A 24,787-nucleotide genomic window follows, 5' to 3' on the forward strand; every position below is an offset into this window, starting at 1 on the left:
ATGAGTAACAAACGCATTTTGATATTAAACAAATCCATAGCTCATGTAGTGCTTCTTATCGGTGCTTTCACGATGCTTGTGCCCTTTATCTGGATGCTTTCATCCTCCTTAAAGGGACTTGGTGAGGTGTTCGTTTTCCCTCCAAAGCTCTTTGGAGAGAGGCTTGTATGGGAAAACTACACTCAGATTTCCAGCAGATTCAATTTCCTTCAGTATTTCATGAACAGTGTTAAAGTATCTGCATGGGTAGTATTTTTTCAGGTGATGACCTCTGCTACAGCGGGCTATGTGTTCGCGAAGCTGAATTTCCCGGGAAGAGATAAGCTGTTTTTGCTGTATCTTGGAACTATGATGATCCCTTTTCATGTAACTGTCATCACTAACTACCTGCAGATGTCCTTCTACGGACTTGTAAACACACTGTGGTCATTGATGCTTCCTGCATCAGTGTCCGCCTTTGGAACATTTTTGATGAGGCAGTTTTTCATAACTGTGCCCAACGAGCTGGTGGAGGCTGCGAAAATTGATGGCTGTAATCCCTTCAGGACATTTTTCATGATAGCTCTGCCCCTTGCAAAATCTACGATTGCGACACTTTGTATCTTTTGCTTTATGGGTGTGTGGAATGATTATTTTTCACCACTTATCTATATCAATGATTCCAGAAAATACACGCTGCCGCTGGGACTTGCGAGCATGAAGGGGATGTATTCCACTGACTGGCCGGTTCTTATGGCATCATCTGTGATTGCGGTTTTGCCGGTGCTTGTGGCATTTTTGCTGGCACAGGATGCTTTTGTTAAGGGCGTTATGATGTCAGGCTTGAAGGATTGAGACTTACGGAGGATAGGATAGATGTATGAAAAGAAAGTTGCGCCCATCGCACTTGATCATATTCGGATTGGGGATCCGTTTTGGAAGCCCTACATGGAGCTTGTAAGGAACCATGTGATTCCTTATCAGTGGGAGGCACTTAACGATAGAATTGAAAATGCCGAGCCCAGTCACTGCATCCGGAATTTCAGGATTGCAGCAGGTCTTGAGGAGGGGGATTTTCAGGGCTACTGTTTTCAGGACAGCGACGTATATAAATGGCTTGAAGCGGTAGCGTACTCGCTTATGTGGCATAAGGATCCGGAGCTTGAAAAGACGGCGGATGAGACGATCGAGCTCATTGCTTCCGCACAGCAGCCGGATGGATATTTAGATACCTACTACATTATTAAAGGTCTGGATAAAAGGTTTACTAACCTGATGGACCGTCACGAACTGTACTGCCTTGGACACATGATAGAGGCAGCAGTTGCATATTTTAAGGCGACAGGTAAGGACAGATTTTTGAAGGTGGCGATCAGATTTGTCGATTGCGTATGTGAGAACTTCGGAACAGATCCCGGGAAAATTCCGGGGTATCCGGGACACGAAGTTGCTGAAATGGCGCTTGTTCTCCTTTACGGGGTGACAGGCGATGAGAAGCATTTAAAGCTTGCAAAATATTTCATTGATCAGCGAGGTCAGAGTCCTCTGTTCTTTGAGGAGGAAGAAAAGAAGAATAACAATGAATGCTATTGGAATGATAGCTACATGAAGAAACAGTATTATCAGGCAGGTAAGCCTGTAAGGATGCAAAAAAAGGCTGAAGGGCATGCGGTGCGAGCTGTATATCTGTACACCGGAATGGCAGAGGTTGCTTCTGCAACCGGGGATGCATCTCTGTTTGAAGCCTGTGAGACTCTCTGGAATAACATTGTTCAGAGACAGATGTACATCACAGGAGCCATAGGTTCAACCCAGTACGGCGAGTCTTTTACCTTTGACTATGATCTTCCCAACGATACGATTTATGCTGAGACCTGTGCAGCGATAGGACTTATCTTTTTTGCCCGTCGCATGTTTGAGATAACAGGAGAGAGCAGATACATTGATGTGATGGAGAATACGCTTTTCAACGCTGTGATAAGCGGAATGTCTCTTGATGGAAAGAGCTTCTTCTATGTGAATCCCCTTGAGGCCAATCCGGAGTCCTCCCTTAAGGATTATTATAAGAGGCATGTAAAAATCGAGCGTCAGAAGTGGTTTGGCTGTGCGTGCTGCCCTCCCAATATTGCAAGACTCTTATCGTCAATCGGTGGCTATGCCTACGAGGCGAATACAGATGAGATTTATATGAATCTGTTTATCGGCGGTGAGATTGAGGCTGAGCTTGGAGGAGCGAAGCAGAAGCTTTCCGTGGAGACGGGCTATCCCTGGGATGGAGACGTCGCTGTGACCATACACAATGATGCTGAGAGTGAGTTTACGCTCGCTGTGCGTATTCCCGGCTGGTGTGAAAAATATTCGTTAGAGGTTAATGGCGAGAAAATCGCCGGTGCTGATGCCATTTCCAATGGCTATGCGAAGCTTAAGCGGAATTGGAAGGACGGGGATACTGTGGTACTTAAGATGGAGATGCCGATTCGTCTGATGGAAGCCAATCCCCGTGTCCGCGCCGATGCTGGAAAGGTTGCTGTTACCAGAGGACCTCTTGTGTACTGTCTTGAGGAAGCTGATAATGGAAAGCTCCTTCAGAACCTTTCACTCTCTGATGCGCCTGAATTTAACTGTCATTTTGAGAAGGATATGGCAAATGGCGTAGTAGTGATAGATGCTAATGGCCATCGTACTTCGGAAAAATCCTGGGGTGAGGACCAGCTCTACAGAGTGTATTCAGATAATAAGAAAGAGGATGTAAGGATGACCTTCATTCCTTATTATTCCTGGGCTAACAGGACTCCTGGAGAGCTCCTGGTGTGGGTTAGAAGATAAAATAAAGACTTCTTGGCCTAATTCGACCAAGAAGTCTTTTAAGTTACGATAGCTTATCTACCGGTATGCAGCATTTGTCGTTTATATCGCATACCTTCTGAACTCTTCTTCTGTATTTTTCTTCCATAAGAGGATCTGTATTTAGCCAGGTTTTCACAATTTCCATTGATATCAGAGTGCCGATTATCTTGGCACCGAGGCACAGGATATTTGAGTCTGTGTGCTGCCTTGCAAGTGTTGCGCAGAGAGGATCCTGGCATACGGCAGCGTAGCATCCGTTTATTTTATTGGCTATAAGGGCGCTTCCATATCCGACGCCGTCACAAAAGATCCCTCTGTCACATTCACCCTTCGCAACGGAAAGAGCAGCGGGATAAACAAAGTCAGAAAGATCGCAGCTTTCTTCATCATAGGTTCCAAAATCTTCGACTTCATAACCGTTTGCAAGAAGATATGCCTTTATCTCATTTTTCATGGCAGTTCCTGCGTGATCGTTAGCCATAGCTATTTTCATGGTATGCGCCTCCTTATAATTATTGCGAGAGTTGTTCACTACTTCTATGATAACACTTATAATAAGCAAAGAGAAAATGAAATGGAGCAAATATGAGTAAATATTTCTACTTTGTAAGACATGGTGAAACCGTATGGAATGTGGAAAACAAGATATGTGGTGCCACGGATATAGAACTGACGGAAAAAGGCCATCAGCAGGCGATAGAGACAGGAGAAAAAATCCTGGCAGAGGAGATAAAGGCTGACGAGATTCTGACATCACCCCTTATCAGGGCGTCGGAAACGGCAAGACACATCTCTGAGATCACCGGTATTCCTATGAAGATTGAGCAGAGACTTATCGAGCAGAATTTTGGAAGATATGAATCTACTCCCAGAGACGGTAAGGAATTCCACGAAGCAAAAAAGCACATGGCCAGCCGTTTTTCCACAGGCGAATCCATGATGCAGCTTGCGCAGAGAATTTATAATCTGCTGGATGATATTAAAAATGATGACAAGATTTATATTCTGGTGGCACATAACGGAATAGCAAGAATTGTGGAGTCATACTTTAGAGAAATGGACAACGAAGCGTTCTCATCCTTTGGAATCAAAAACTGCGAGATAAGGCGATATGATTTTTAACGAGCAAAAGTTGCTCGGTATTGATTGTTTTTATTTTTCTTGTGAGATATTATTAATGGAGCGCTTATTTTAAGTAGTAAAGGAGAATTTATACTATGACATTAGAAGAAGCAAAGAAGAAACTGGAAGCAAACGGACAGATGCACGTTCTCAAATATTATGATGAACTTTCAGAAGCTGAGAAGGCAGCACTTCTTCAGCAAATCGACGAGACTGATTTCGAGGTTTTGAAGAATGCCAAGAATCTCGGACACGGTTCTGAGAGAGGAAAGTTCGAGCCTCTTGCATGCATGCAGCTCTCTGAGATCGAGAAGAGAAAGGATGAGTTTACCAAGATTGGTACAGATGCAATCAAGGAAGGCAAGGTTGCAGCATGTCTTCTTGCAGGTGGTATGGGAACAAGACTTGGTTCTGATGATCCTAAGGGTATGTACAACATCGGTCTTACAAAGGAAGTATTTATCTTCCAGAGAATTATCGAGAACCTTCTTGATGTAGTTAATGCTACAGGTTCATGGATTCACCTTTTCATCATGACAAGTGAGAAGAACCACGAGAAGACAGTTAACTTCCTTACAGAGAAGAATTTCTTTGGTTATAAAGCAGATAAGGTTACCTTCTTCAAGCAGGATATGGCTCCCGCTTCTGATTACGAAGGTAAGGTATATATGGAAGAGAAGGGACGTATCTCTACATCTCCTAACGGAAATGCAGGCTGGTTCTCTTCAATGATCAAGGCTGGCCTTGATAAGACACTTCATGCTGAGGGCATCGAGTGGGTTAATATTTTCGCAGTTGATAACGTACTTCAGAGAATCTGTGATCCTACATTCGTAGGTGCTACAATCGAGCAGAAGGCTGAGGTTGGTGCTAAGGTTGTCAAGAAGAACGCGCCTGATGAGGGTGTTGGTGTTATGTGTCTTGAGGATGGCAGACCTTCAATCGTTGAGTACTATGAGCTTACTCAGGAGATGATGGATGCTAAGGATGAGGCTGGTGAGCCTGCATACAACTATGGTGTTATCCTTAATTACCTCTTCAATGTACCTGCGCTTGAGAGAATCGCTAAGAATGAGCTTCCTCTTCACGTAGTTGAGAAGAAGATTCCTTTCATCAACGAGGCTGGCGAGCTTGTTAAGCCCGAGACTCCTAACGGATGCAAGTTTGAGCAGCTTGTTCTTGATATGATCCACGAGCTTGACAGCTGTGTTCCTTACGAGGTTGTTCGTGAGCATGAGTTCGCACCTATTAAGAATAAGACAGGTAAGGATTCTGTTGAGTCAGCAAGAGAGCTTTGCAAGAAGAACGGAATTGAACTTTAATAAAGGGACCACCATCCGTCAGCTTCGCTGGCGGATGATGTTATAAAAGGGAGGACAAAAAATGGCAATATTAGTTACAGGTGGCGCAGGTTACATCGGAAGCCACACAGTAGTTGAACTTCAGAACGCCGGATACGACGTAGTCGTAATGGATAACCTTGCTAATGCCAGCGAGAAGGTACTTGGCCGCGTTGAAGCTATCACAGGCAAAAAGGTTCCCTTCTATAAGGCAGACATCCGCGACAGAGAAGGCCTTGAAGAGATCTTCACTAAGGAAAAGATCGACAGTGTTATCCATTTTGCAGGACTTAAGGCTGTTGGTGAGTCAGTTCAGAAGCCTTGGGAGTACTACGACAACAACATCACAGGAACACTTACTCTTGTTGATGTAATGAGAAAGCACGGATGCAAGAACATCATCTTCTCATCATCTGCAACAGTTTATGGTAATCCTGCATTTATTCCGATCACAGAGGAGTGCCCTAAGGGACAGTGCACCAATCCTTACGGATGGACAAAGTCCATGCTTGAGCAGGTTCTTACAGATATCCAGTTTGCTGATAAGGAATGGAACGTAGTTCTTCTCAGATACTTCAATCCTATCGGTGCTCACAAGAGCGGCACAATGGGTGAGAACCCCAATGGTATTCCTAACAACCTTATGCCTTATATCACACAGGTTGCTGTAGGAAGACTTCCTAAGCTCAATGTATTTGGTAATGACTACGATACTCCGGATGGAACCGGCGTGCGTGATTATATCCACGTAGTTGACCTTGCAGTTGGACATGTTAAGGCTCTTAAGAAGCTTGAGCCCGGCAGTGGCCTTTCAATCTACAACCTTGGAACAGGCGTTGGCTACAGCGTTCTCGATATCGTTAAGAACTTCGAGGAAGCTAACGGCGTTAAGATTCCTTATGAGATTCAGCCCAGACGTGCAGGCGATATCGCAACCTGCTACTCCAATGCTGATAAGGCTAAGGCAGAGCTTGGATGGGAGGCTCAGAACGGCATCCGTGAAATGTGCGAGGATTCCTGGAGATGGCAGAGTCAGAACCCTAACGGATATGAGGATTGATATTCACAATGTTCAGACTCTGGGTACGACTTATAGAAGATAACCATCTATTAAAAGACACAGTAATTGAAGATTCCTCTATGGAGACCAGAACCCATAAGGTTATGAACGCCCTTGAGAAGGCCTGCTATGATCTTGATCTTAGTAAGCCTATCTGGCTCAAGTCCACGGTTCATGATTTTCAGCTTCATAGTAAATGCAGATTCACTAAGGATGCATTTATAGAGGAGATACCTTTTGATTATATGGAAATTCAGGTAATCGAAGAGGACGATTTTTATTATTAATAAAATTTTTTGCTGTTGTTATATAACAAATAGAATAAAAAACCGCGTATTTCCCGGACTTTTGAAACAAACTTTTAGTTTCGATTAAGGTTCGGGAAATATTTTTTTGATACTTTTATCACAATTTCGTCACAATCTCTTTCTATACTGAGAACATGCAAATGAAGAAAAATATAATTTATCAAAAAGTTTATCAAAGAAAGAAGGTAAAAAACGATGTTTGATAATGAGAATAATGAACAAAGCCAGGTAGATGTCGGGGGACAGCAGGAAACACAAAACAATTCCGGAAGCAACTACGGATCAGGCAATCAATACGGATCAGGTAGTACATACGGAACAGGTAATCAGAACGGTAATTACGTCGGTTACAATCAGAACAACAATACTGGATCTTACGGCAGCTACAACGGCATGAGCAATGGTACAGGAGGCCAGAACAGAAACTCCTACGGCAGTTACAATTACGGCAATAACGGTAATTATGGAAACAACGGTAATTATGGGAATAACGGAAATAATGGCACATACGGTAATTACCAGTATTCCTACAATCAGCCCGGTATGAATGGAGGAAACAACGGACCGCATAAGAAGGGAACAGGTAAGAAGGTGGCAGCAGCAATCGCTATTGCACTTGTTCTCTTCCTTGGTCTCGGAGCAGGCTACTACAGCATGACAAAGATTTCCCAGATGCCTGCAGCTGTAGAGGATAAGGCAGAGGCTTCTAAGGAAGACAGCTCTGTAGCAAAATCAGAAGAGTCTAAGACTGAAGAGAAGGATCAGCAGAGTGATACAGACGCAACTATCGCAGCAAACAATGCTGAATCAGGTATTTCTCAGACAGAGACAGTTGAGAATTCAAGAACAGTTGTAACAGACGTTACAGAGGTTGTTGCCAAGGCAATGCCTGCAATGGTTTCCATCAACAACAACTACACACAGTCTGCTTCATACTTTGGACAGACCTACAGCCAGGAGCTCACAGCTTCAGGTTCAGGTATTATCGTTGGAACAAACGATACAGAGCTTCTCATTGCAACTAACTACCACGTTATTGAAGGCGCTGATTCCCTTGAGGTTCTTTTTGTAGACGAGAACACCGCAAAGGCAGAGGTTAAAGGAACAGATTCCAACATGGACCTTGCAGTTATCGCTGTTCAGCTTTCTGACCTCAGCGCAGATACAAAGAATGCAATCGCTATCGCAACTCTTGGTGATTCAGATTCACTTACACTTGGCGAGCCTGCAATTGCTATCGGTAATGCTCTTGGCTATGGTCAGTCAGTTACTACTGGTGTTATCAGTGCGGTTAATCGTGCGATCGACCTTGATGACAGCAGAAAGGGTACATTCGTACAGACAAGTGCAGCAATCAACCCCGGTAACTCAGGTGGTGCACTTCTTAATATCAGCGGCGAAGTAATTGGTATCAACTCCAACAAGATCGGCGGTGAAGCAATCGAGGGCATGGGATATGCTATCCCGATTTCAACAGCTAAGCCTATCATTGAGCAGCTCATGACTGAGAAGACACGTTCAAAGGCTTCAGAGGAAAAGAGAGGCTATATCGGTATCTCTGGTGTAAGTGTTACTTCAGACGTATCACAGATGTATGGACTTCCTCTTGGTGTATATGTAGCAGGCGTTTCCGAGGATGGTGGCGCTAAGGCAGCAGGTGTTCAGGAAGGCGATATCATCACTAAGTTTGATGGAAAAGAAATCTCATCAATGGATGATCTTCAGAACAGACTTGCATATTATGAAGCAGGTGAGACTGTTACAATCTCAGTTCAGAGACAGAGTCAGGGTGGATACCAGGAGCAGGAGCTTCAGGTAACACTTGGAACAAAGCCCACAGTTCAGTCAGACAGCGATACTGATGGAAAGACATATTCCGGTGAGAAGCAGCCTGATGCAAAGCAGGAAGAAGGTCAGGATGGTCAGGGCCAGGATGGTCAGGGCCAGGGTGGCCAGGGATATGATCCCTTCCAGAATCCCTTCGGCTTTGGTAACTAAATAGAATAAATAATAAAAATCTAATGTGATTTAGTGAAACTGCCATCGCATAAACGGTGGCAGTTTTTTCATATCATACAAGAAAATTGCAAGCAAATTGCCTGATATGTATAATAAGATGATGACATTAAAAGGTTATGGTGCGAATTGGAATAATTTGGTCGCATTGATATAAGCATTAGAAGTGGAGTAAAAAAATTTATGGGCAACAATTTCGATAATAATAATGACGATCTGGATTTCAGAGAGGTTCCGGAATCCGAGATCAAAAGTGATAAAGCTGAAAGTAAGGTAAATAACGATACAACGGATAATAAGGAGAGTGATTACGAGGATGTGTGCTTTATATGCAGACGTCCTGAGAGCAAGGCAGGCAAGATGTTTCACCTTCCTAACGGAATATGCGTCTGTGATGACTGTATGCACAAGACCATGGACACAGTCAGCCAGTTTGATTATCAGAACCTTCTGAACAATCCCGACCTTATGAATGAGCTTAATAAGCACAACGGAATGCCGGGGCTTAATTTCATGAACTTTGGTGACTTCATGAATTCAGGCGGAATCCCTAATTCACAGAAGATCAAAAAGAAGAAGGAAGAGGATATCAAGGTTAAGCCTGAGTTCAGCATTGAGAACATTCCTGCGCCTCACATCATAAAGGGCAAGCTCGATGACTATGTAATCGGCCAGGAGCAGGCTAAGAAGATAATCTCTGTGGCTGTTTACAATCACTATAAGAGAGTTAAGACAGGCACAATGGACGACATCGAGATTGAAAAGTCAAACATTCTCATGATCGGACCCACAGGTAGTGGTAAGACCTACCTCGTAAAAACACTGGCTAAGCTTCTTGATGTGCCGCTTGCTATCACTGATGCTACATCCCTTACAGAGGCAGGCTACATCGGTGATGATATCGAGAGCGTTGTAAGTAAGCTTCTGGCAGCAGCCGGTAACGATATCGACAGAGCCCAGCAGGGTATCATTTTCATAGATGAGATCGATAAGATTGCAAAGAAGAAGAATACTACTTCAAGAGACGTAAGCGGAGAGTCAGTTCAGCAGGGAATGCTGAAGCTCCTTGAGGGATCAGATGTTGAGGTTCCGGTTGGAGCAAGCAGCAAAAATGCTATGGTTCCCATGGCTACAGTTAATACCAGAAACATTCTGTTTATCTGCGGTGGTGCCTTCCCGGATCTTGAAGAGATCATAAAGCAGAGACTGAACAAGCAGACCTCAATAGGTTTTGATGCAGACCTTAAGGATAAGTGGGATAAGGACCCTGATCTTATCACCAAGGTTACTATTGAGGATCTTAAGAAGTTTGGAATGATCCCTGAGTTCCTCGGAAGACTTCCGATCGTATGTACTCTGAAGGGATTGTCCAAGGAGATGCTGGTGCAGATCCTTAAGGAGCCCAAGAATGCGATACTTAAGCAGTATCAGAAGCTCCTTGCTCTTGATGAGGTTAACCTTGAATTCGATGATGATGCACTTGAAGCAATAGCTGAGAAGGCTATGGAAAAGGATACGGGAGCCAGAGCTCTTCGTGCCATTATTGAGGAGTTCATGCTGGATATCATGTATGAGATTCCGAAGGATGATAACATCGGAAATGTAACGATAACAGGAGATTATATCAGAGGAAAGGGTGGTCCCAGAATTGAGCTTAGGACCATGGAAGTACCGAAGGCTATTCCTGTGAAATCTGTAGAAAATTCATAATAAAAACGCTGTCCGTAAAGGGCAGCGTTTTTGATATTCGGGATATTTTATGCAGTAATGAAGGTACCTGCTTTTCCTTTTAAAGCGTCTCCAACCTCTGCAAGAGAAGTGATGAGAACACTTCCTGAAGGATTCTTCTTGAGGTATTCGATAGCAGCCTCAATCTTGGGAAGCATATCTGTTGCACCAAACTGGCCATCGCGGATGTACTGCTCTGCAGTAGATACGTTCATGCGCTCAATAGGAGCCTGAGTGTCCTTACCGAAGTCTGTGTAAACGTAAGGAACAGAAGTAAGAATGATAAGTCTGTCTACGCCAAGATCAGCGGCGAGCTTTCCTGCGATAGCATCCTTCTCGATAACTGCAGAAGCACCCTTAAGTACGTGGTTCTGCTGGATTACAGGGATTCCGCCACCACCACAGGCGATAACTATCTGACCTGCGTCAGAAAGTGCACGGATGGCATCAATCTCAACGATATCTATAGGCTTGGGAGCTGCAACGATACGAAGGTATCCTTTTCCGGGTACTTCCTGTACGAAGTTGCCCTTCTTAACTTCATTATCTGCGTCTTCCTTGGACATGTATCTGCCGATAACCTTGGTGGGAGCATAGAAGGCTTCATCATAGGGATCAACAGTAACCTGAGTCAGAATTGTGCTGACAGGAGTTGATATTCCGCGGCTTGTGAGCTCGCTCTTAAGGGAATTCTGCAGATCGTAGCCGACATAACCCTGGCTCATTGCGCTACATACGCTCATGGGAGCGGGAGTGTAGTCGATATAGATTCTTCGAAGCTCTGTCATGGCCTTGTGTATCATGCTTACCTGGGGGCCATTACTGTGTGTTATGTTAAGCTGGTAACCTGCCTCTGCGAGATCAGCAAGAGCTTTTGCAGTTACCTTTGTGGCTTTCATCTGTTCATTGGTGGTGTATCCGAGGGCTTCGTGTCCAAGGGATACAACGGCCTTCTTGTTTTCCATTGCGTTTCCTCCCGATTGTGCTAATAAAAATATGTCTCATTTTACCATATATTGTTTTTGTAGGATACCTTATATGATGTTAATTAGAGCGTGTGGCCATATATTCGTTCCACAGGTTTTCACCATTTTGTAAAAGGATGCAATAAGTTTCCTTGAAAATCTTGTATATGGGTTTGGATTTTTCAAAAAGATCGTAGGATTCAGGGACTTCGTGGAGTGCGGTATCGATATCTCCTGCGATTTTAAGGCCTACGTTTTTATCAGGCATGGGTATTATGCCAAGGAAAGCTGTGCCGTAGGTCTTGCTGGAGGTGCAGGAGGTTATATAGCAGGCTGCAAAGTCCTTCCATTCCTCAAGCTGATAGGAGTCGATATTGTCACTATAGGCACCAAGTGCAGTCAGATAGCTTTCAATCTCCTTGCGTCTTCTGCCATTTAAGAAGGATATGGCGGATGCCCTGTTAAGAGTCATTAGCATCATGAAGGCGCGCATGTAATTATCCACCCACTGGTTGTTTTTCTTCTCATATCTGTCGTCGAAGAGCTCTAAGTAGCGCTTTGCATCTTCAGGAGTTATGTCGCTCCAGATTCCGGAGGCCTCCTGCTTCTCGCTCAGGTACTCGAGGTGGGCTCTTCTCTCAGAGAAGTCCTCTATCTCATGAAAATTGTTAATTTCCTTTGGTTTGTCATAAAGATTGTTATTTTTCATCATCTTTTCATCTCTAACTTATTATGCCTGCGGTCGTAGGTCAGTATGCCGTTTACTTCCTCCTCAACGTCTGAGAGCTGGGTGTAAACCGCACCTGCAAGGCCCTTCTGTTTGAGGCTCTCTATAGTCTCGTCCATAAGCGTTTTATAGGCCTTCTGAAAATCGGTAGGAGTATCGAATTTCTTGTAGCCGAAAACTCTGTCCACGCTGCTGTGGTTCTTGATATAGCAGGTATAGCCGCCATATTCGGAGATTACGAAGGCGCGGTGCTTTTTATCTGCAACGACATTCAGCGGTCTGAAATAGTTGTGGACACTTCTGAAGTCTCCGCCATTTTCATCAAACCATCCGCTGGCCTGGTCGACAAGCCTGTTGTCAGCAAACTGCCTTGCGTGTATTGTTGCGGCGGATGCATTGAACTGTCCCCATCCCTCGTTGAAGAGAACCCATACCGAAATGCTGGGAACATTTATAAGGTGCTGGATGGTCTCCCTCATCTCATGGTTCCATTCCCGTCTGCCGTCAGCAGATTCTCTCGAGAATATATGATAGTTGATGGGACCGTCTGGCATGTGTCCGAAGATTCCCGGGAAAAGTGTAGGCAGGTAGGAGACTACAGGCTTTGCATAGGATGAACCTCCGCTTACCATGTCCTGCCATACTATCATTCCGAGTCTGTCGCAGTGGTAGTACCATCTTGCAGCTTCGATTTTTATGTGCTTTCTTAGCATATTAAAGCCGAGCCTTTTCATCTCAGTAATATCGAAAATCAGGGCCTCATCACTTGGTGCGGTGTAGAGACCATCTGGCCAGTAGCCCTGATCCAGAACACCGTTAAGGAAATAGGGCTTACCGTTTAAGAAAAATACGGGGTTACCGTTATTATCAAACTGTTTGGTGAAGGAGCGCATTCCAAAGTAGCTCCAGGCTTCGTCATCACCTGCATTTATGCATACCTGATAGAGATAAGGATCCTCGGGGCTCCAGAGGTGGGGCTTGGGAATAGTAATCTTGCAGGAATATGTATAGCGGGATTTGTGCTTGGCTTCAATATCCGGTGAGAAGGTACTGAGTTCATCGGACTGATGGCTGAAGGAATCGCGGAAATCCTCTGATTCGAAGCGCTGACGGTTTTTGTCATTTCTGCTTGTTGTGAGGCCCTCGTTTTCTGCAATGAGGATCTCTTTGGAGGAGTCCATTATCTTGATGGAAACAGGACACTTGTGATTGGTGTGGACGGTTACATAGATAACGTCCAGAGCTTTATCCGGAAGGATCCTATAGGCTGTGATATGTGTTCTCGGTACTACCTCCATCCAGACTGTCTGCCAGATACCGCTTTGGGCAGTATAGTACATACCGCCGCGCTTAAGTGTCTGCTTACCTCTGCTGTGGTAGGAGGAATCGCTGTCATCCTGTACGCAGACTGTGAGAGTGCCTTCAAGGGTAAGCTCATCCTCGGGGCTCTTTTGCTTTAATTCTTCAGTTATATCAATTGTAAAGGGAAGATATCCGCCGGAATGAGCACCAACGGGGGCACCGTTTATGAAAACGATGGCGCGCTGATCCACGGCACCAAAATGTAAAAGCACACGGTAATCCTTTGAAGGAAGCTTAATTGAAGGAAGCACCTTCTTATACCAAAGGTATTCATCGGGCTTTAGCTGTCTCTCGACGCCGGACAATATTGCCTCAGGTGAAAAAGGAACCAGAATGGTTCCATCCATCTTGCGGGGATGGGCATTGCTGCCTGAAAAGGCGTATTCCCACTCTCCGTTCAGATTTATATAGCTGTTACGGACGAACTGTGGACGAGGGTATTCCTGTAAAACATTCTCTTTATCAAGAGAATCGCCCCAGACCGTTGTCAATCTGTGCAGTACGTCGTCTTCGTGTGTCTTATCTATCGCGTTAATTGCATCTATTAAATCCATATAGTTTTCCTTTTTATGAATTAGTGTTTTGTGCAGATACAGCTACAAGGTCCTGATAGAAAGCAGCATCAGAAGCCGCAACGTAAGCTGTTACCCAGAAAAACGGAACGAAGCATGCAAGCATACCAATGAGCCCAAGTGGAATGAAGCTAAGGTAAAGGAGAATGAGTCTTCTCTTATTGCCCTTCATGAGCTTTGAGCTTGTCTTTAAAATGGAAGTCGCCGATTTGTCCGGAAAATCCTGAAGAATGTAGTAGGACTGGGAGAAAGTCAGACGAACATAAAGATTGATAATAGCGAGGATACCGATTACTGCGATAACTGCGCAGGTCACCTGGGGCTCGATACTGCCTGTGATCTTAGCATTTCTGGCGAGTACAACTGAGAGCACCTGAATCGGAATCATTGTAAGGGTATCCATAACTGCGATGGGAACCTGGAGCTTAATTGCCTTGTCAGGGTGATTCTTGAAACCGTGGAACAGATCCCCAACCGATACGGACTGCCCATATATGATATTCATGAAAAGATAAGCGAGTCCTGAATCAAATACACCCAGGAACAGATTTACCAGAATTGTAGCTGAGAAAAATACCAAATATGAAATAAGGCTACTTGGAATTATAGAACCGACTATAAAGTTAACGACTACAAATGAAATGAATCTGTAAAGAATAATTGCGGAAATTGTTGTGCCATAATGCCCGATGAGCCTGTCTCTTGCTGTGGATTTAAGGGCTGATGTTTTGTTAAAATTTTTCATAGCTTCCTCTTGTGTTTTTTATTGTGAAATGGAATATGCCATTCCCAAAAATAAGGCGAAGCACTAAGGCCTCACCTTATATAATGATCAGTGCACCTCTCAGGTGAAAATCAAACGGCTGCGTCAAAGCTGGAGCCTATAAGACCACTGGCTGCGTCAGCTGATTTCTTATTTTTCTGATATGGATTATCTTCATTTTTGTACATTATCTGAGTGGTAGTAAGTCCGCCGGATACATAGGTGCGTCCGCACTCGGGACATACTGCGGTCTGGATTTTTACAGAAGCCTGTAAAACCTTGCCGTCGCCCTCGGCTGCCTTCTTATAAGCGTTGGATACGTGCTCCTGCTCATGGCCGCGAACTCTTGAGGGAGCAGCTTCGGGAGATATGTGAGCTGCGCTCTTAAAGGATACGTTTTCGTTAGAACCGTCTATATATTTGCGATTCTTACAGGTCTCGCATTCAGCCGGTGATGAACGCATGCCGGGCTTTTTCTCAACGGATTCTCCGGGATTAAGGCTTACCTTGCCATCACCCATGACAGGACCTGCACCTGCCGCTGCCTCTGAAACTGTTCCGGAGCCGCCGTTATTAAAGGCAGGACCAAAGAACCCTGATGCGTATGAACTATTAAATCCAATTCCACTGATACCACTCATAAGCACATCCTCTTTAATTCTCTGCAGGAATGTCGAAGCTTATTCCGAGATTATCGGTGATCTCATTAAACATGGCGTCAAAGCTTCTGCCGGTGACTGCCTCGGAATACTGATTCACCATTCTGCGCGCTTCGGGATCGGTGAAAACCGTCACGAAGGATGTAACAATCAGTGCGTATCCCCCAAATAATCCTACAAGACCAAAGGCAATTGCACGCTTGGCCTGCGGGAAAAGCTTGCCGTTACTATCACGTGTAAGAAGAGCAAGCGTTACAGCGACTCCTCCGAGAATAATGGAGAGATAGACGCTAAGTAAAAGTGCTATTGAAACCAGACCTGTTATTGAGGCTATGGTAGCCATGGAAACCCTGGGATTTAGAGGGTTTCGAGACTGGTTATACTCAAAACTTTCAGTCATTATCAGTTAGTTGTAAATCAGTCTGAAGCTGAATTACATTTTCCTCCTCTGTCATCAAAAGATAACATTATTTCACCTTAAGTTTACCGCAAAAACAGGGTATTGTGTATTAAATTTTGATGAAATATCAGGGTGATTGAAAAAGTGGGTGACATCATAGTAAAATAGACAATGTGCATGCTTTTTTAGCATTGATTTTGAAGGCTTATAAGCCAATAAATTCAAGGAGTTTTACAGTCAGTATGGATATTTTACAGAAGATCACAGAAGAACTTAGTGTACAGAAATGGCAGGTTGAGGCTGCAGTCAAGCTTATTGACGAGGGTAACACCATACCGTTTATTTCTAGATATCGTAAGGAGGTAACCGGATCTCTTAACGATGAGCAGCTTAGAACATTAGGCGAGAGACTCACCTACTTAAGAGGTCTCGAGGAGAAGAAGGAACAGGTTATTTCCAGCATTGAGGAGCAGGGTAAGCTCACAGACGAGCTTAAGGCGAAGATCATCGCTGCTGAGACAATGGTTGCAGTTGAGGATCTTTACAGACCTTACAGACCCAAGAGAAAGACAAGAGCATCTGTTGCGAAGGAGAAGGGCCTGGACGGACTTGCAGATATTATCCGCGCACAGGAGACCACAAAGACTCTTGTTGAGGAAGCTACTCCTTATGTAAATGAGGAGAAAGAGGTTAAGAACATTCAGGAGGCTATTCAGGGAGCCATGGACATCATTGCCGAGGAGATCTCTGATAATGCCGATTACCGTACATACATCCGTGAGGAGACCTGGAATCAGGGCTTTGTTACATCAACTGCAAAGGACGAGAAGGCAGAGAGCGTTTACGAGATGTACTACAACTTTGAGGAGCCTGTAAACAAGATCCTCGGACACAGAGTACTTGCTCTTAACCGCGGCGAGGCTGAAAAGTTCCTTACAGTTAAGATCACAGCTCCCGAGGAACAGATCCTTCGTTTCCTTGAAAAGAAGACGATCACAAAGGAAAATCCTGAGACAACACCTGTACTTCAGGCTGTTTGCAAGGATTCCTATGACAGACTTATTGCTCCTGCCATCGAGAGAGACATAAGAAATGAACTCACAGAGAAGGCAGAGGACAGCGCTATTGGCGTATTTGGTAAGAACCTTGAGCAGCTTCTTATGCAGCCTCCTATCGCAGGTAAGACAGTACTTGGATGGGATCCCGCTTTCAGGACAGGCTGTAAGCTTGCAATCGTAGATGCTACAGGAAAAGTCCTTGATACAAAGGTTATTTATCCCACAGCTCCTCAGAACAAGGTTGAGGAAGCTAAGACAGAGCTTAAAAAGCTTATAAAGAAATATGACGTAGACCTTATCTCAGTGGGTAATGGTACTGCTTCAAGAGAATCAGAGCAGGTAATCGTAGAGCTTATAAAGGAGCTTGATAAGCCTGTTCAGTACGTTATCGTAAACGAGGCAGGAGCTTCCGTATATTCAGCAAGTAAGCTTGCGACAGAGGAGTTCCCTCAGTTTGATGTAGGTCAGAGAAGTGCTGCTTCCATAGCAAGACGTCTCCAGGATCCTCTTGCAGAGCTTGTTAAAATTGATCCACAGAGTATCGGTGTAGGTCAGTATCAGCACGACATGAATCAGAAGAAGCTTGGAGAAGCTCTTTCAGGTGTAGTTGAAGACTGCGTTAACAAGGTGGGCGTTGATCTTAATACAGCATCAGCTCCACTTCTTACTTATATATCAGGTATCAGCAAGGTTATTGCCAAAAATATTGTTGATTATAGAGAAGCTAACGGCAAGTTCCAGAGCAGAGATGAGCTCCTTAAGGTTCCAAAGCTCGGACCCAAGGCTTATGAGCAGTGCGCAGGATTCCTCAGAATCCATGACGGTAAGAATGCTCTTGATGACACAAGCGTGCATCCTGAGTCATACGAGGCTGCAGAGAAGCTTATGGATAAGCTTGGTCTAACCATGGATGATGTAAGAGAGGCTCAGAAGAAAACAGCCAAAGCCAAGGCTGATGCCAAGAAGGCAGAAGCTAAGGGTAATTCTGACAGAAATAAGGGTAAGAATACCAAGAAGGAAAAGACATTTGTTGTTAAGAATACCAGTACCGCTATGGGAGCAGCTCTTGCTGCAGCATTAAACGGAGCAAATCTTGTTGCAGATAGCGCACAGTCAGCTTCTGATAATGGCGCTGCTAAGGGTAAATCCGGCAATAAAGCAGGCGCAGGTAATGGTGCAGGATTTGCAGGTGGAAGCCTCCTTAATAAGGTGGGCGATAAGAAGAAGCTCGCTGAGGAGCTCGGAGTTGGTGAGATCACTCTTACAGATATTCTCTCAGAGCTTGAGAAGCCTTCCCGTGACCCCAGAGAGAGCATGCCCGCTCCTATCCTCAGAAGCGATGTAATGGAAATGAAGGACTTAAAGCCCGGAATGGTTCTCAAGGGGACAGTCAGAAACATCGTAGACTTCGGTGCTTTCGTGGATATAGGTGTTCACCAGGACGGACTTGTGCACATCTCTCAGATCACTGACCGCTACATTAAGCATCCTCTCGATGCAGTAAGCGTTGGAGATATTGTAGATGTCCAGGTTATCGAGGTTGATGTAAAGAAGCAGAGAATCGGACTTACCATGAAGATAAAGAAGTAAGTAGATTTTTAAAGAAAATGATAGGTTTAGAAATATTATTATAATAGAGTGTAAAGGCTGCTGCAGTTGACTGCGGCAGCCTTGAATTAATGATCAATCTCATAATCAAGAATTTGTCCATCTGATACTCTGATATCGTATTGGTATTCTTTTCCATAAATATAGAATACAACTTCATAGATGTTTTCACCCTGATCGTAGTCGTTTTTGACTTCAGAGCCGGTGGTCTCAGCAGCGGTGTAGCCTGCGTGCTTTAGAGCAATTTCAAGAGCCTGATCAGGGGTTATCTCCTGCGGAGGTGGAACAGGATTGGATTCCCTGAGCTTGCGTTTTTTCTCGTCATAGTACATATAATAGAGTATTTTACCGGTAGAAGCCTCTATTTCGTAATAATACTCATCGGGTTCTACAACGAAACCTATATCATATTGTGCAATTCCATTTTCGACTTCTCTTTCAGATTTTATGATAACGACCTCATCTGCATTAAAGCCTGCATTCAGAAGAGCAATCTGTGTGGCTTCGTCTAGAGAAATCTCTGTGTTGGTCATAGCACTTGCAGGTGAAAAAAATAAAGTGGCTGCCAGAACTATGGCGGTAATAGGGATTGCTAAAATGATTTTTTTCATTTGGGAACTCCTTGTAAAAAAAGAGATGAATCAATTCAAATCATCTGTAAAGCTGTAAGTTTTTTACATCTATATATTTAATTATATGGTTTTTAAGAAAGGTAAGGATGAAAGGTTTATTAAATATAGATAAACTCTTTTGAAAAAAGGCTATGGAAAATCAATCTTCCATAGCCTTTGGTATCCTTACTATTATTTTGCGTTCTTGCCATATCTTAGAGGTCTTGCTACATGAACATTGAAGAACTCGATGAGAGGCCCCATGAAAAATGCAGTAATAATGGTTCCTATTCCCGGGAGAACACCCATCACAAAGCCAAGTCCTGTACAGATGAGATCACCTGCGATTCGAAGTATTCTAAAATCCCAGCCCTTTTTCTCTGAAAGCGAAAGCGCGATAGCATCGTAGGTAGATACACCAAGGTCACTGGTGAAATACAGAGCTGAAGCAAAACACATGATTACAATCGCTACAATAAGGAAGAGCATTTTTATCATAAATGAAGGATTTGGAATTAAATTAGTCCAAAAGTTATGTGACCAGTCGACAACGTATCCAAGCAGGAATAAGTTGATGAATGTGGCTATTCCTATCTTCTTTTTATCAAGGAAAAAGTCAAATACCAGAAGAATCATATTGATTACCATATATACGATACCGTAACCAATCACGGGACTTCCTTCAAAATCTGTGAAAAATCTCGGAGCACCGCCTGTCAAAATGTGCTGAAGCTGTGTCCATATTCCATGGGCGAATACCTGAAAAGGATCCATACCCATAAGTGAAAACTGGAACATTCCCACGGAAAAGCCTGCTATAAGTACGCCTCCAAAGGTCATGGCAAGGCGACGTTTCATTTCTGCGTCAATCTTTTTTAACATTGATTCCTCCAAAGAAGATTACGATGACTTCATGTATGCAAAAGCGGAAGAAGTCATATTTTGTTACTCAAAGTACTATAGCAAAATCGATTTTGGGCAACAATGTCATTTTGTGTGTTCTTTTTCTGATAATCATGCCTTTTTGTGCTCTTTTTCATCGGATGCGTAATTGATGATATCAGGATTCTTTACTATTTGAGCTTTGCCCTTCCACTTAATGTTGTAGTAGATGAGCTCTACTACGCAGCAGCACATCCAACCCACGGGATAACCAAATCCTACCCACTTCGGGTCATTTACTATGAAATGAGTTAGTACGAAGAGATATATCTGTCTTACCACAACGAAGGTTGCAATCATAATGACCATGGGACCTCTGGAATCACCGCGTCCGCGAAGGGCAGCAGCGAGAGTGTGGTTTACGCAGTTTGCAATAAGGAAGAACACGTTTGTCTGAATGAAAAGTGCTCCGAATTCGATAACCGACTCGTCTGATGAAAAGAGTCTTATGGCAGGTCTTGCAAATATGTAAAGCATGAGGGCAATAACAAAGGTAACAAAGGTTGACAGAAGTATAGCTGTTCTGGTTCCTTTTTCTGCTCGTTTTTCTTTTCCTGCGCCGATGTTCTGACTGACAAACGTTGTGGCAGCCATAGCAAAGCTGGACATGGGCAGCATTATGAAGGTATCGAGCTTGTTGTAGCTGCTCCAACCTGCCATACAGCTTGAACCGAAGTGATTTATGTAGGATTGCACGAATACATTTGAAAAAGCAGTGATGACTGACTGTATTCCTGCAGGGAGGCCAACCATGAAGATGCCTTTAAGAATAGTTTTATCAAGTGTCAGATCCTTCCAGACAAGCTTGTAGATATCGTTTGTCCTTGTAAGAAGCATCAGCGTGAGAATGGCTGAAATAAACTGGGAAATGATGGTTGCATAGGCAACACCTGCAATTCCTGCGTGGAGACCGATTACGAAGACAAGGTCAAGAACGATGTTCATAAGACTTGTCAGAATGAGGAACATAAGAGGTCTGGTGGTATCGCCCACAGCTCGCAGTATTCCGCTTCCCATGTTGTAGATTAGAAGACCGGAAAAACCAAGAAAATATATTCTGAGGTATGTAGTAGCATCCGGCATAACATCTTCAGGAGTGGCCATAAATTTAAGCATAGGTGTAACGCCGATACTTCCAATTATTGTAAAGAGAACGCAGAAGATAAGTGTAGTTGCAATGGTGGTTTCGATAGCAAGATGGAGACCTTTTAAATCTTTTCCTCCAAAATATCTGGAGATCAGAACTCCTGCACCGATTGAGAAGCCATTAAAAAAGAACACCAGCATATTTACAATCATGGTGGTGGAGCCCACTGCTGCAAGGGCTTCTTTTCCTACGAAATTGCCCACCACGATTGAATCCACGGTGTTATATAACATCTGAAAAATATTTCCGAACATAAGCGGCAGTGAGAATGCAATTATCTGCTTTAATATAGAGCCGCTTGTCATGTTTCTTGTTGTGGTTTTATGTGTCATTTTTGTTTTCCTGATTTTCTATATATTGTTTTATGTTGGTTTTGTAATATCAGATAATCGTTTGCTAAATGGTACGTGGGAATTATTGCCTGTTTGCAGATTATCAAAATATTTTTCTAATGCTTTTACTTTGTTTCTTATATCAGTCAGATGCTGGTTACACATTTTTTCAGATAATCCTGCACCAATTCCGAGTGTGATTAAGTCGTTGTCGGATATGTTTTTTCCTTTACCATTCACAGAAGTTGTATGTTCGCCCCAGTAGGTATCGCTATAAGTGAGATCGTATGCCGGGGCCAGTTTCCAACCATTCATATCTGTATAAAGAAATGAAAAATTCTTAGTATGATCATCTCTGTTATGAGCCAGGACGTTGAAACACATTATTTTATACAACTGTTCTATGTCATAAGAGGCATCTTTTGTAAGTACTCTTACTAATTTGAAAAAAGCCTCATAATCACATGAGGGAGAGCGAAAATCTGCTTCTAAAAGTGCTGCGAAGGTTATGGTAAAAATTTTTTCTCCTCTTTTTCTGTCAAATCGTTCAGTTTTAAAGTAACCGTCACAGACAGAAGATGGAATAAGTTCTGCTTCAGTCATGGAAATACCGCAGCTTTTAGCGCATAGAGAATAGTCATATTCGCGTTTTCCACTAACCTCGGGATCGGTTTTGGATGGGAATTTTACAATCCATTCCCGGTTATCTTCGGAAAGAAGTATTTTGGGACGTGTTCCACCACTTGATCCACCCATTTTATAGAGTATATCCAATTGCTCAGTATACTTTGATGATAGGATATTTGCGCATTCTTTCGCAATCATATCATAGTCAAGGCCAATATTTTTCAAATCAAAGTCGGATTCCTTAGATGGTAAATATTCAAGAGCGCCCATTCCGCTTTGGCCTACATATGCTAAACGTTCAAGAGTTGATATTTCTCCACGCTTTATTCCAAGTGCCTCAAGATGTCGGTCTAATAACAGCTCACCCCAGCTATCCGGCAGGCTGTCAGCAAAAACGCCGAACAAACCACTAAAACGATCCATAGCCCTTTCGTTAGGTACAAAGACATCATTCCGTAGAGGTAATGAAAAGGGGCTAATGGCAAAGCCATTTCTTTGCCACTCGCTACTATATTGAAAGGCGATTCTCTTGTCGGGAGTCTCTGCAAGTGTTCCCACATGCTGTCCGTGATAATATACGTCGAGTGTCTTATTTGTTCGCATTTATAACTTCCTCAATACTGTTGTAAACAGGTTCGGTAAATAGTTCATTGAGTTCATTAACAACGCCAAGTTCCATGGTTAGTTTTATAAATGATTCCAAAGATATTTGCCCGGTCTTTTCAAATTTTCGGAGCGTAGCATAGCTAACATTACTACGTCCTGCTAATTCTTTTTGAGTTATCTTTTTTCTTTTTCTGATATCTCTTATTTTTGTTGCTAATCTTTTTGCAACGTCAGAAGGGGTGTCCCATAAATAATCCATGTTCAATTCTCCTATTGCTATAATAATAGCATTTTGGCTCATATTATTCAATAAAATGCTATCATAATAGCAAAAAAAAGCTGCCAATTGTCAACCAATTGGCAGCTCCGAGTATATAAATTTCAAATAACGAGTTTATTAGTTTGGATATGTTTTTTCTTTGAATCTAGGTTTTGACAATCCTGCTTTTTTTATGAGCTGTTTGATCTTTGAAAACTGTTTAGAGCTCATGTTACGGACAGTAACTTTTGCTTTCTGAGGTGTGTTTCCAAATGCTTCCTTGCCTATCTTGCTTAGCTTACCTGCTTCTATAGAAATCTCTTTTAAGGATGCGCAGCCATAGAAAGCCTTTGACTTTATTTTGGTGAGTTCCTTGGTTCGTGCAAATGTAACGTCTTTAATCTGTGTGCAGCCTTCAAATGCACTCTTTCCGATATATCTGATATTACAATCAGCAAACATTACATATGTAATAGTCTGATTATCTTTAAATGCATTATCGGCAATACCTACGATGTCGTAACGTTCATAACCAATATCATCGAGGGAAGATCCGGGATCCACCTGCTTAAGATTACTTGGCGTAGCTAAAGGACTAAAGCCTGTTATTTCAACTTCGCCGCGATGTTTCTTAGTTGCGGGTTTGATAACTCTATAAGTGAATTCATCAGATGTAAAGGTTGATCCCTTAGGAAGCTTTATCATGACGTCAGATTCATTAGGAATCTTTGTTTTCTTGCTTTCTTTTTTGGGTTCATACATTTTGAAATAAATTTTCTGGGCACCGGCTTTTTTGAAAAGCTTTCTGATTTTTGAAGCATGCTTGGTGCTCATATTATAGGTAGTTATCCTGATTATAGGATTTGTATTACTTAATGCGTCTGCTCCGACACTTTTTAATGTGTCATTATCAAAGTGAAGCTCACTTAAATGCTCACAGTTATAAAAAGCACGCTCATTGATTGTGGTAAGAGCATCTTCTGCATAAAAACCATGAAGATTAGAGCAGCCCTCAAATGCACTTTTTCCAACATATTTGATGGGGGCATGTCCAAATGAGAATCTGTATAATGCTTTATTATCCTTAAAGGCATTATCCCCGATACCAATAACCTTAAAATCCAAATCTTCAGTATCTACGCAGATGCTGATGTTATTTTTGTCAAATTCGTTGCGGTTATGGGCTGCCCAATCAAATTTTGGATTAATGCCTGCGATTTCGACTTCAATATCCTGACTTTTCTTTGTTGCAGTTTTTACAACTTTGTAGATTAAAGGTTCGCTATCTTCATAATCATCATAAAAAACGTCGCCGACCTTAAGCTGTTTATAGGAAATATCATCTCCGGATGGATATAACCTTTCAGCAGAAGCTGTAATGGAATGCATATTAAATGCGGCTGCAATAGAAAATGCAGCAAATAGTGTGAAACAAAACCCCTTTTTTTTCATATCTTTTCTTCTCCTATTATTTTGTAGAACCAAAATGATTCATACACATATAATAGATACTAGGTTGTATAATGTCAATACAGATATCATATTTTGATATCTGTATTCTTGCATTTTTTACACTCAGTCATCAATCCAATGTGGGTCTATCCACCTATGTTTTTGGTTGTCCCATCTTCGGTGTTGCCTTTTTCCGTAATAATTTCTGGTTTTAATAACTATGTCTTTGGCTCTTTTTATCGAATCCATAGCTATTATATTAGGGCAAAGTGAATTTAATATTACAGGTTGGCTTTG

22 protein-coding genes are annotated in these 24,787 nt (G+C 42.9%); 9 read left to right on the forward strand and 13 right to left on the reverse strand.

The features are described 5' to 3' along the window. Window positions 1-834 carry a carbohydrate ABC transporter permease gene (locus tag G601_RS0101000; protein WP_026492832.1) on the forward strand — a complete coding sequence of 278 codons (834 nt, stop codon included), beginning with the start codon at window positions 1-3 and terminating at the stop codon, window positions 832-834. A gap of 21 nt (window positions 835-855) precedes the next feature. Beyond that, entirely contained in the window at window positions 856-2,805 is a 1,950-nt protein-coding gene (locus tag G601_RS0101005) for a glycoside hydrolase family 127 protein (protein WP_026664187.1), read from the forward strand. Window positions 2,806-2,848: 43 nt separating this feature from the next. Here G601_RS0101005 and G601_RS0101010 read toward each other — a convergent pair whose 3' ends face one another. After that, complete coding sequence (locus G601_RS0101010) at window positions 2,849-3,319, reverse strand: RpiB/LacA/LacB family sugar-phosphate isomerase (RefSeq protein ID WP_026492830.1); 471 nt, start codon at window positions 3,317-3,319, stop codon at window positions 2,849-2,851. Between the two features lie 92 nt (window positions 3,320-3,411). Here G601_RS0101010 and G601_RS0101015 point away from each other — a divergent pair, with 92 nt between their 5' ends. The 6 genes from G601_RS0101015 (at window position 3,412) to clpX (ending at window position 10,382) form a co-directional block, all read left to right on the forward strand. Further along, window positions 3,412-3,948 (forward strand): histidine phosphatase family protein, encoded by a 537-nt coding sequence (locus G601_RS0101015; RefSeq protein WP_026492829.1) that lies wholly within the window; start codon window positions 3,412-3,414, stop codon window positions 3,946-3,948. A 95-nt stretch (window positions 3,949-4,043) separates the two neighbouring features. Continuing rightward, window positions 4,044-5,270 carry a UTP--glucose-1-phosphate uridylyltransferase gene (locus G601_RS0101020; protein ID WP_026492828.1) on the forward strand — a complete coding sequence of 409 codons (1,227 nt, stop codon included), beginning with the start codon at window positions 4,044-4,046 and terminating at the stop codon, window positions 5,268-5,270. Between the two features lie 61 nt (window positions 5,271-5,331). After that, entirely contained in the window at window positions 5,332-6,348 is a 1,017-nt protein-coding gene (gene galE, locus G601_RS0101025; RefSeq protein WP_026664188.1) for a UDP-glucose 4-epimerase GalE, read from the forward strand. Window positions 6,349-6,356: 8 nt separating this feature from the next. After that, window positions 6,357-6,635, forward strand: coding sequence for a hypothetical protein (locus G601_RS0101030; protein WP_026492826.1), 279 nt, complete (start codon window positions 6,357-6,359; stop codon window positions 6,633-6,635). 216 nt (window positions 6,636-6,851) lie between these two features. Further along, entirely contained in the window at window positions 6,852-8,654 is a 1,803-nt protein-coding gene (locus tag G601_RS21440; protein ID WP_051205454.1) for a S1C family serine protease, read from the forward strand. Between the two features lie 201 nt (window positions 8,655-8,855). Continuing rightward, a complete protein-coding gene (clpX, locus tag G601_RS0101040) occupies window positions 8,856-10,382 on the forward strand; it encodes an ATP-dependent Clp protease ATP-binding subunit ClpX (protein ID WP_026493024.1) in 1,527 nt (508 codons plus the stop codon). Window positions 10,383-10,429: 47 nt separating this feature from the next. Here the strand turns inward: clpX and arcC are convergent, their stop codons facing one another. From arcC to G601_RS0101070, 6 genes are all read right to left on the reverse strand, one after another. Further along, window positions 10,430-11,365 (reverse strand): carbamate kinase, encoded by a 936-nt coding sequence (gene arcC, locus G601_RS0101045; protein WP_026493025.1) that lies wholly within the window; start codon window positions 11,363-11,365, stop codon window positions 10,430-10,432. A 79-nt stretch (window positions 11,366-11,444) separates the two neighbouring features. Then, on the reverse strand, window positions 11,445-12,074 hold the full coding sequence (locus G601_RS0101050; protein WP_207638002.1) for a DUF6553 family protein: 630 nt from the start codon (window positions 12,072-12,074) through the stop codon (window positions 11,445-11,447). Further along, window positions 12,074-14,008 carry a glycoside hydrolase family 2 protein gene (locus G601_RS0101055; protein ID WP_035790139.1) on the reverse strand — a complete coding sequence of 645 codons (1,935 nt, stop codon included), beginning with the start codon at window positions 14,006-14,008 and terminating at the stop codon, window positions 12,074-12,076. Before G601_RS0101055 ends, G601_RS0101050 begins: the two co-directional genes overlap by 1 nt. A 13-nt stretch (window positions 14,009-14,021) precedes the next feature. Next, window positions 14,022-14,771 (reverse strand): DUF975 family protein, encoded by a 750-nt coding sequence (locus G601_RS0101060; RefSeq protein ID WP_026664191.1) that lies wholly within the window; start codon window positions 14,769-14,771, stop codon window positions 14,022-14,024. 110 nt (window positions 14,772-14,881) lie between these two features. Beyond that, window positions 14,882-15,430, reverse strand: coding sequence for a hypothetical protein (locus G601_RS21445; protein ID WP_051205456.1), 549 nt, complete (start codon window positions 15,428-15,430; stop codon window positions 14,882-14,884). Window positions 15,431-15,443: 13 nt separating this feature from the next. Continuing rightward, on the reverse strand, window positions 15,444-15,848 hold the full coding sequence (locus G601_RS0101070; RefSeq protein ID WP_207638003.1) for a hypothetical protein: 405 nt from the start codon (window positions 15,846-15,848) through the stop codon (window positions 15,444-15,446). Between the two features lie 242 nt (window positions 15,849-16,090). On the opposite strand from G601_RS0101070, the gene G601_RS0101075 reads away from it, so the two are divergent. Further along, window positions 16,091-18,496 (forward strand): Tex family protein, encoded by a 2,406-nt coding sequence (locus tag G601_RS0101075; protein ID WP_026664193.1) that lies wholly within the window; start codon window positions 16,091-16,093, stop codon window positions 18,494-18,496. 86 nt (window positions 18,497-18,582) lie between these two features. Here the strand turns inward: G601_RS0101075 and G601_RS24590 are convergent, their stop codons facing one another. The 6 genes from G601_RS24590 to G601_RS0101105 all read right to left on the reverse strand — a co-directional run bounded on the left by G601_RS24590 (window position 18,583) and on the right by G601_RS0101105 (window position 24,490). Next, window positions 18,583-19,125 carry a PepSY domain-containing protein gene (locus G601_RS24590; RefSeq protein ID WP_026664194.1) on the reverse strand — a complete coding sequence of 181 codons (543 nt, stop codon included), beginning with the start codon at window positions 19,123-19,125 and terminating at the stop codon, window positions 18,583-18,585. 192 nt (window positions 19,126-19,317) lie between these two features. Next, on the reverse strand, window positions 19,318-20,007 hold the full coding sequence (locus G601_RS0101085) for a YczE/YyaS/YitT family protein (RefSeq protein WP_026664195.1): 690 nt from the start codon (window positions 20,005-20,007) through the stop codon (window positions 19,318-19,320). A 132-nt stretch (window positions 20,008-20,139) separates the two neighbouring features. Continuing rightward, entirely contained in the window at window positions 20,140-21,546 is a 1,407-nt protein-coding gene (locus G601_RS0101090; protein ID WP_026664196.1) for an MATE family efflux transporter, read from the reverse strand. A gap of 30 nt (window positions 21,547-21,576) precedes the next feature. After that, window positions 21,577-22,776, reverse strand: a complete 1,200-nt coding sequence (locus G601_RS21455) for a type II toxin-antitoxin system HipA family toxin (protein ID WP_081673333.1) — start codon at window positions 22,774-22,776, stop codon at window positions 21,577-21,579. After that, window positions 22,763-23,038: a helix-turn-helix domain-containing protein gene (locus tag G601_RS0101100; protein ID WP_022763376.1), complete on the reverse strand. Its 276-nt coding sequence runs from the start codon at window positions 23,036-23,038 to the stop codon at window positions 22,763-22,765. Before G601_RS0101100 ends, G601_RS21455 begins: the two co-directional genes overlap by 14 nt. A 138-nt stretch (window positions 23,039-23,176) precedes the next feature. Further along, a complete protein-coding gene (locus tag G601_RS0101105) occupies window positions 23,177-24,490 on the reverse strand; it encodes a leucine-rich repeat protein (RefSeq protein WP_026664197.1) in 1,314 nt (437 codons plus the stop codon). Window positions 24,491-24,787 lie beyond the last annotated feature (297 nt).

Source organism: Butyrivibrio sp. FC2001 (assembly GCF_000424125.1).
Taxonomy (GTDB): Bacteria; Bacillota; Clostridia; order Lachnospirales; family Lachnospiraceae; genus Butyrivibrio.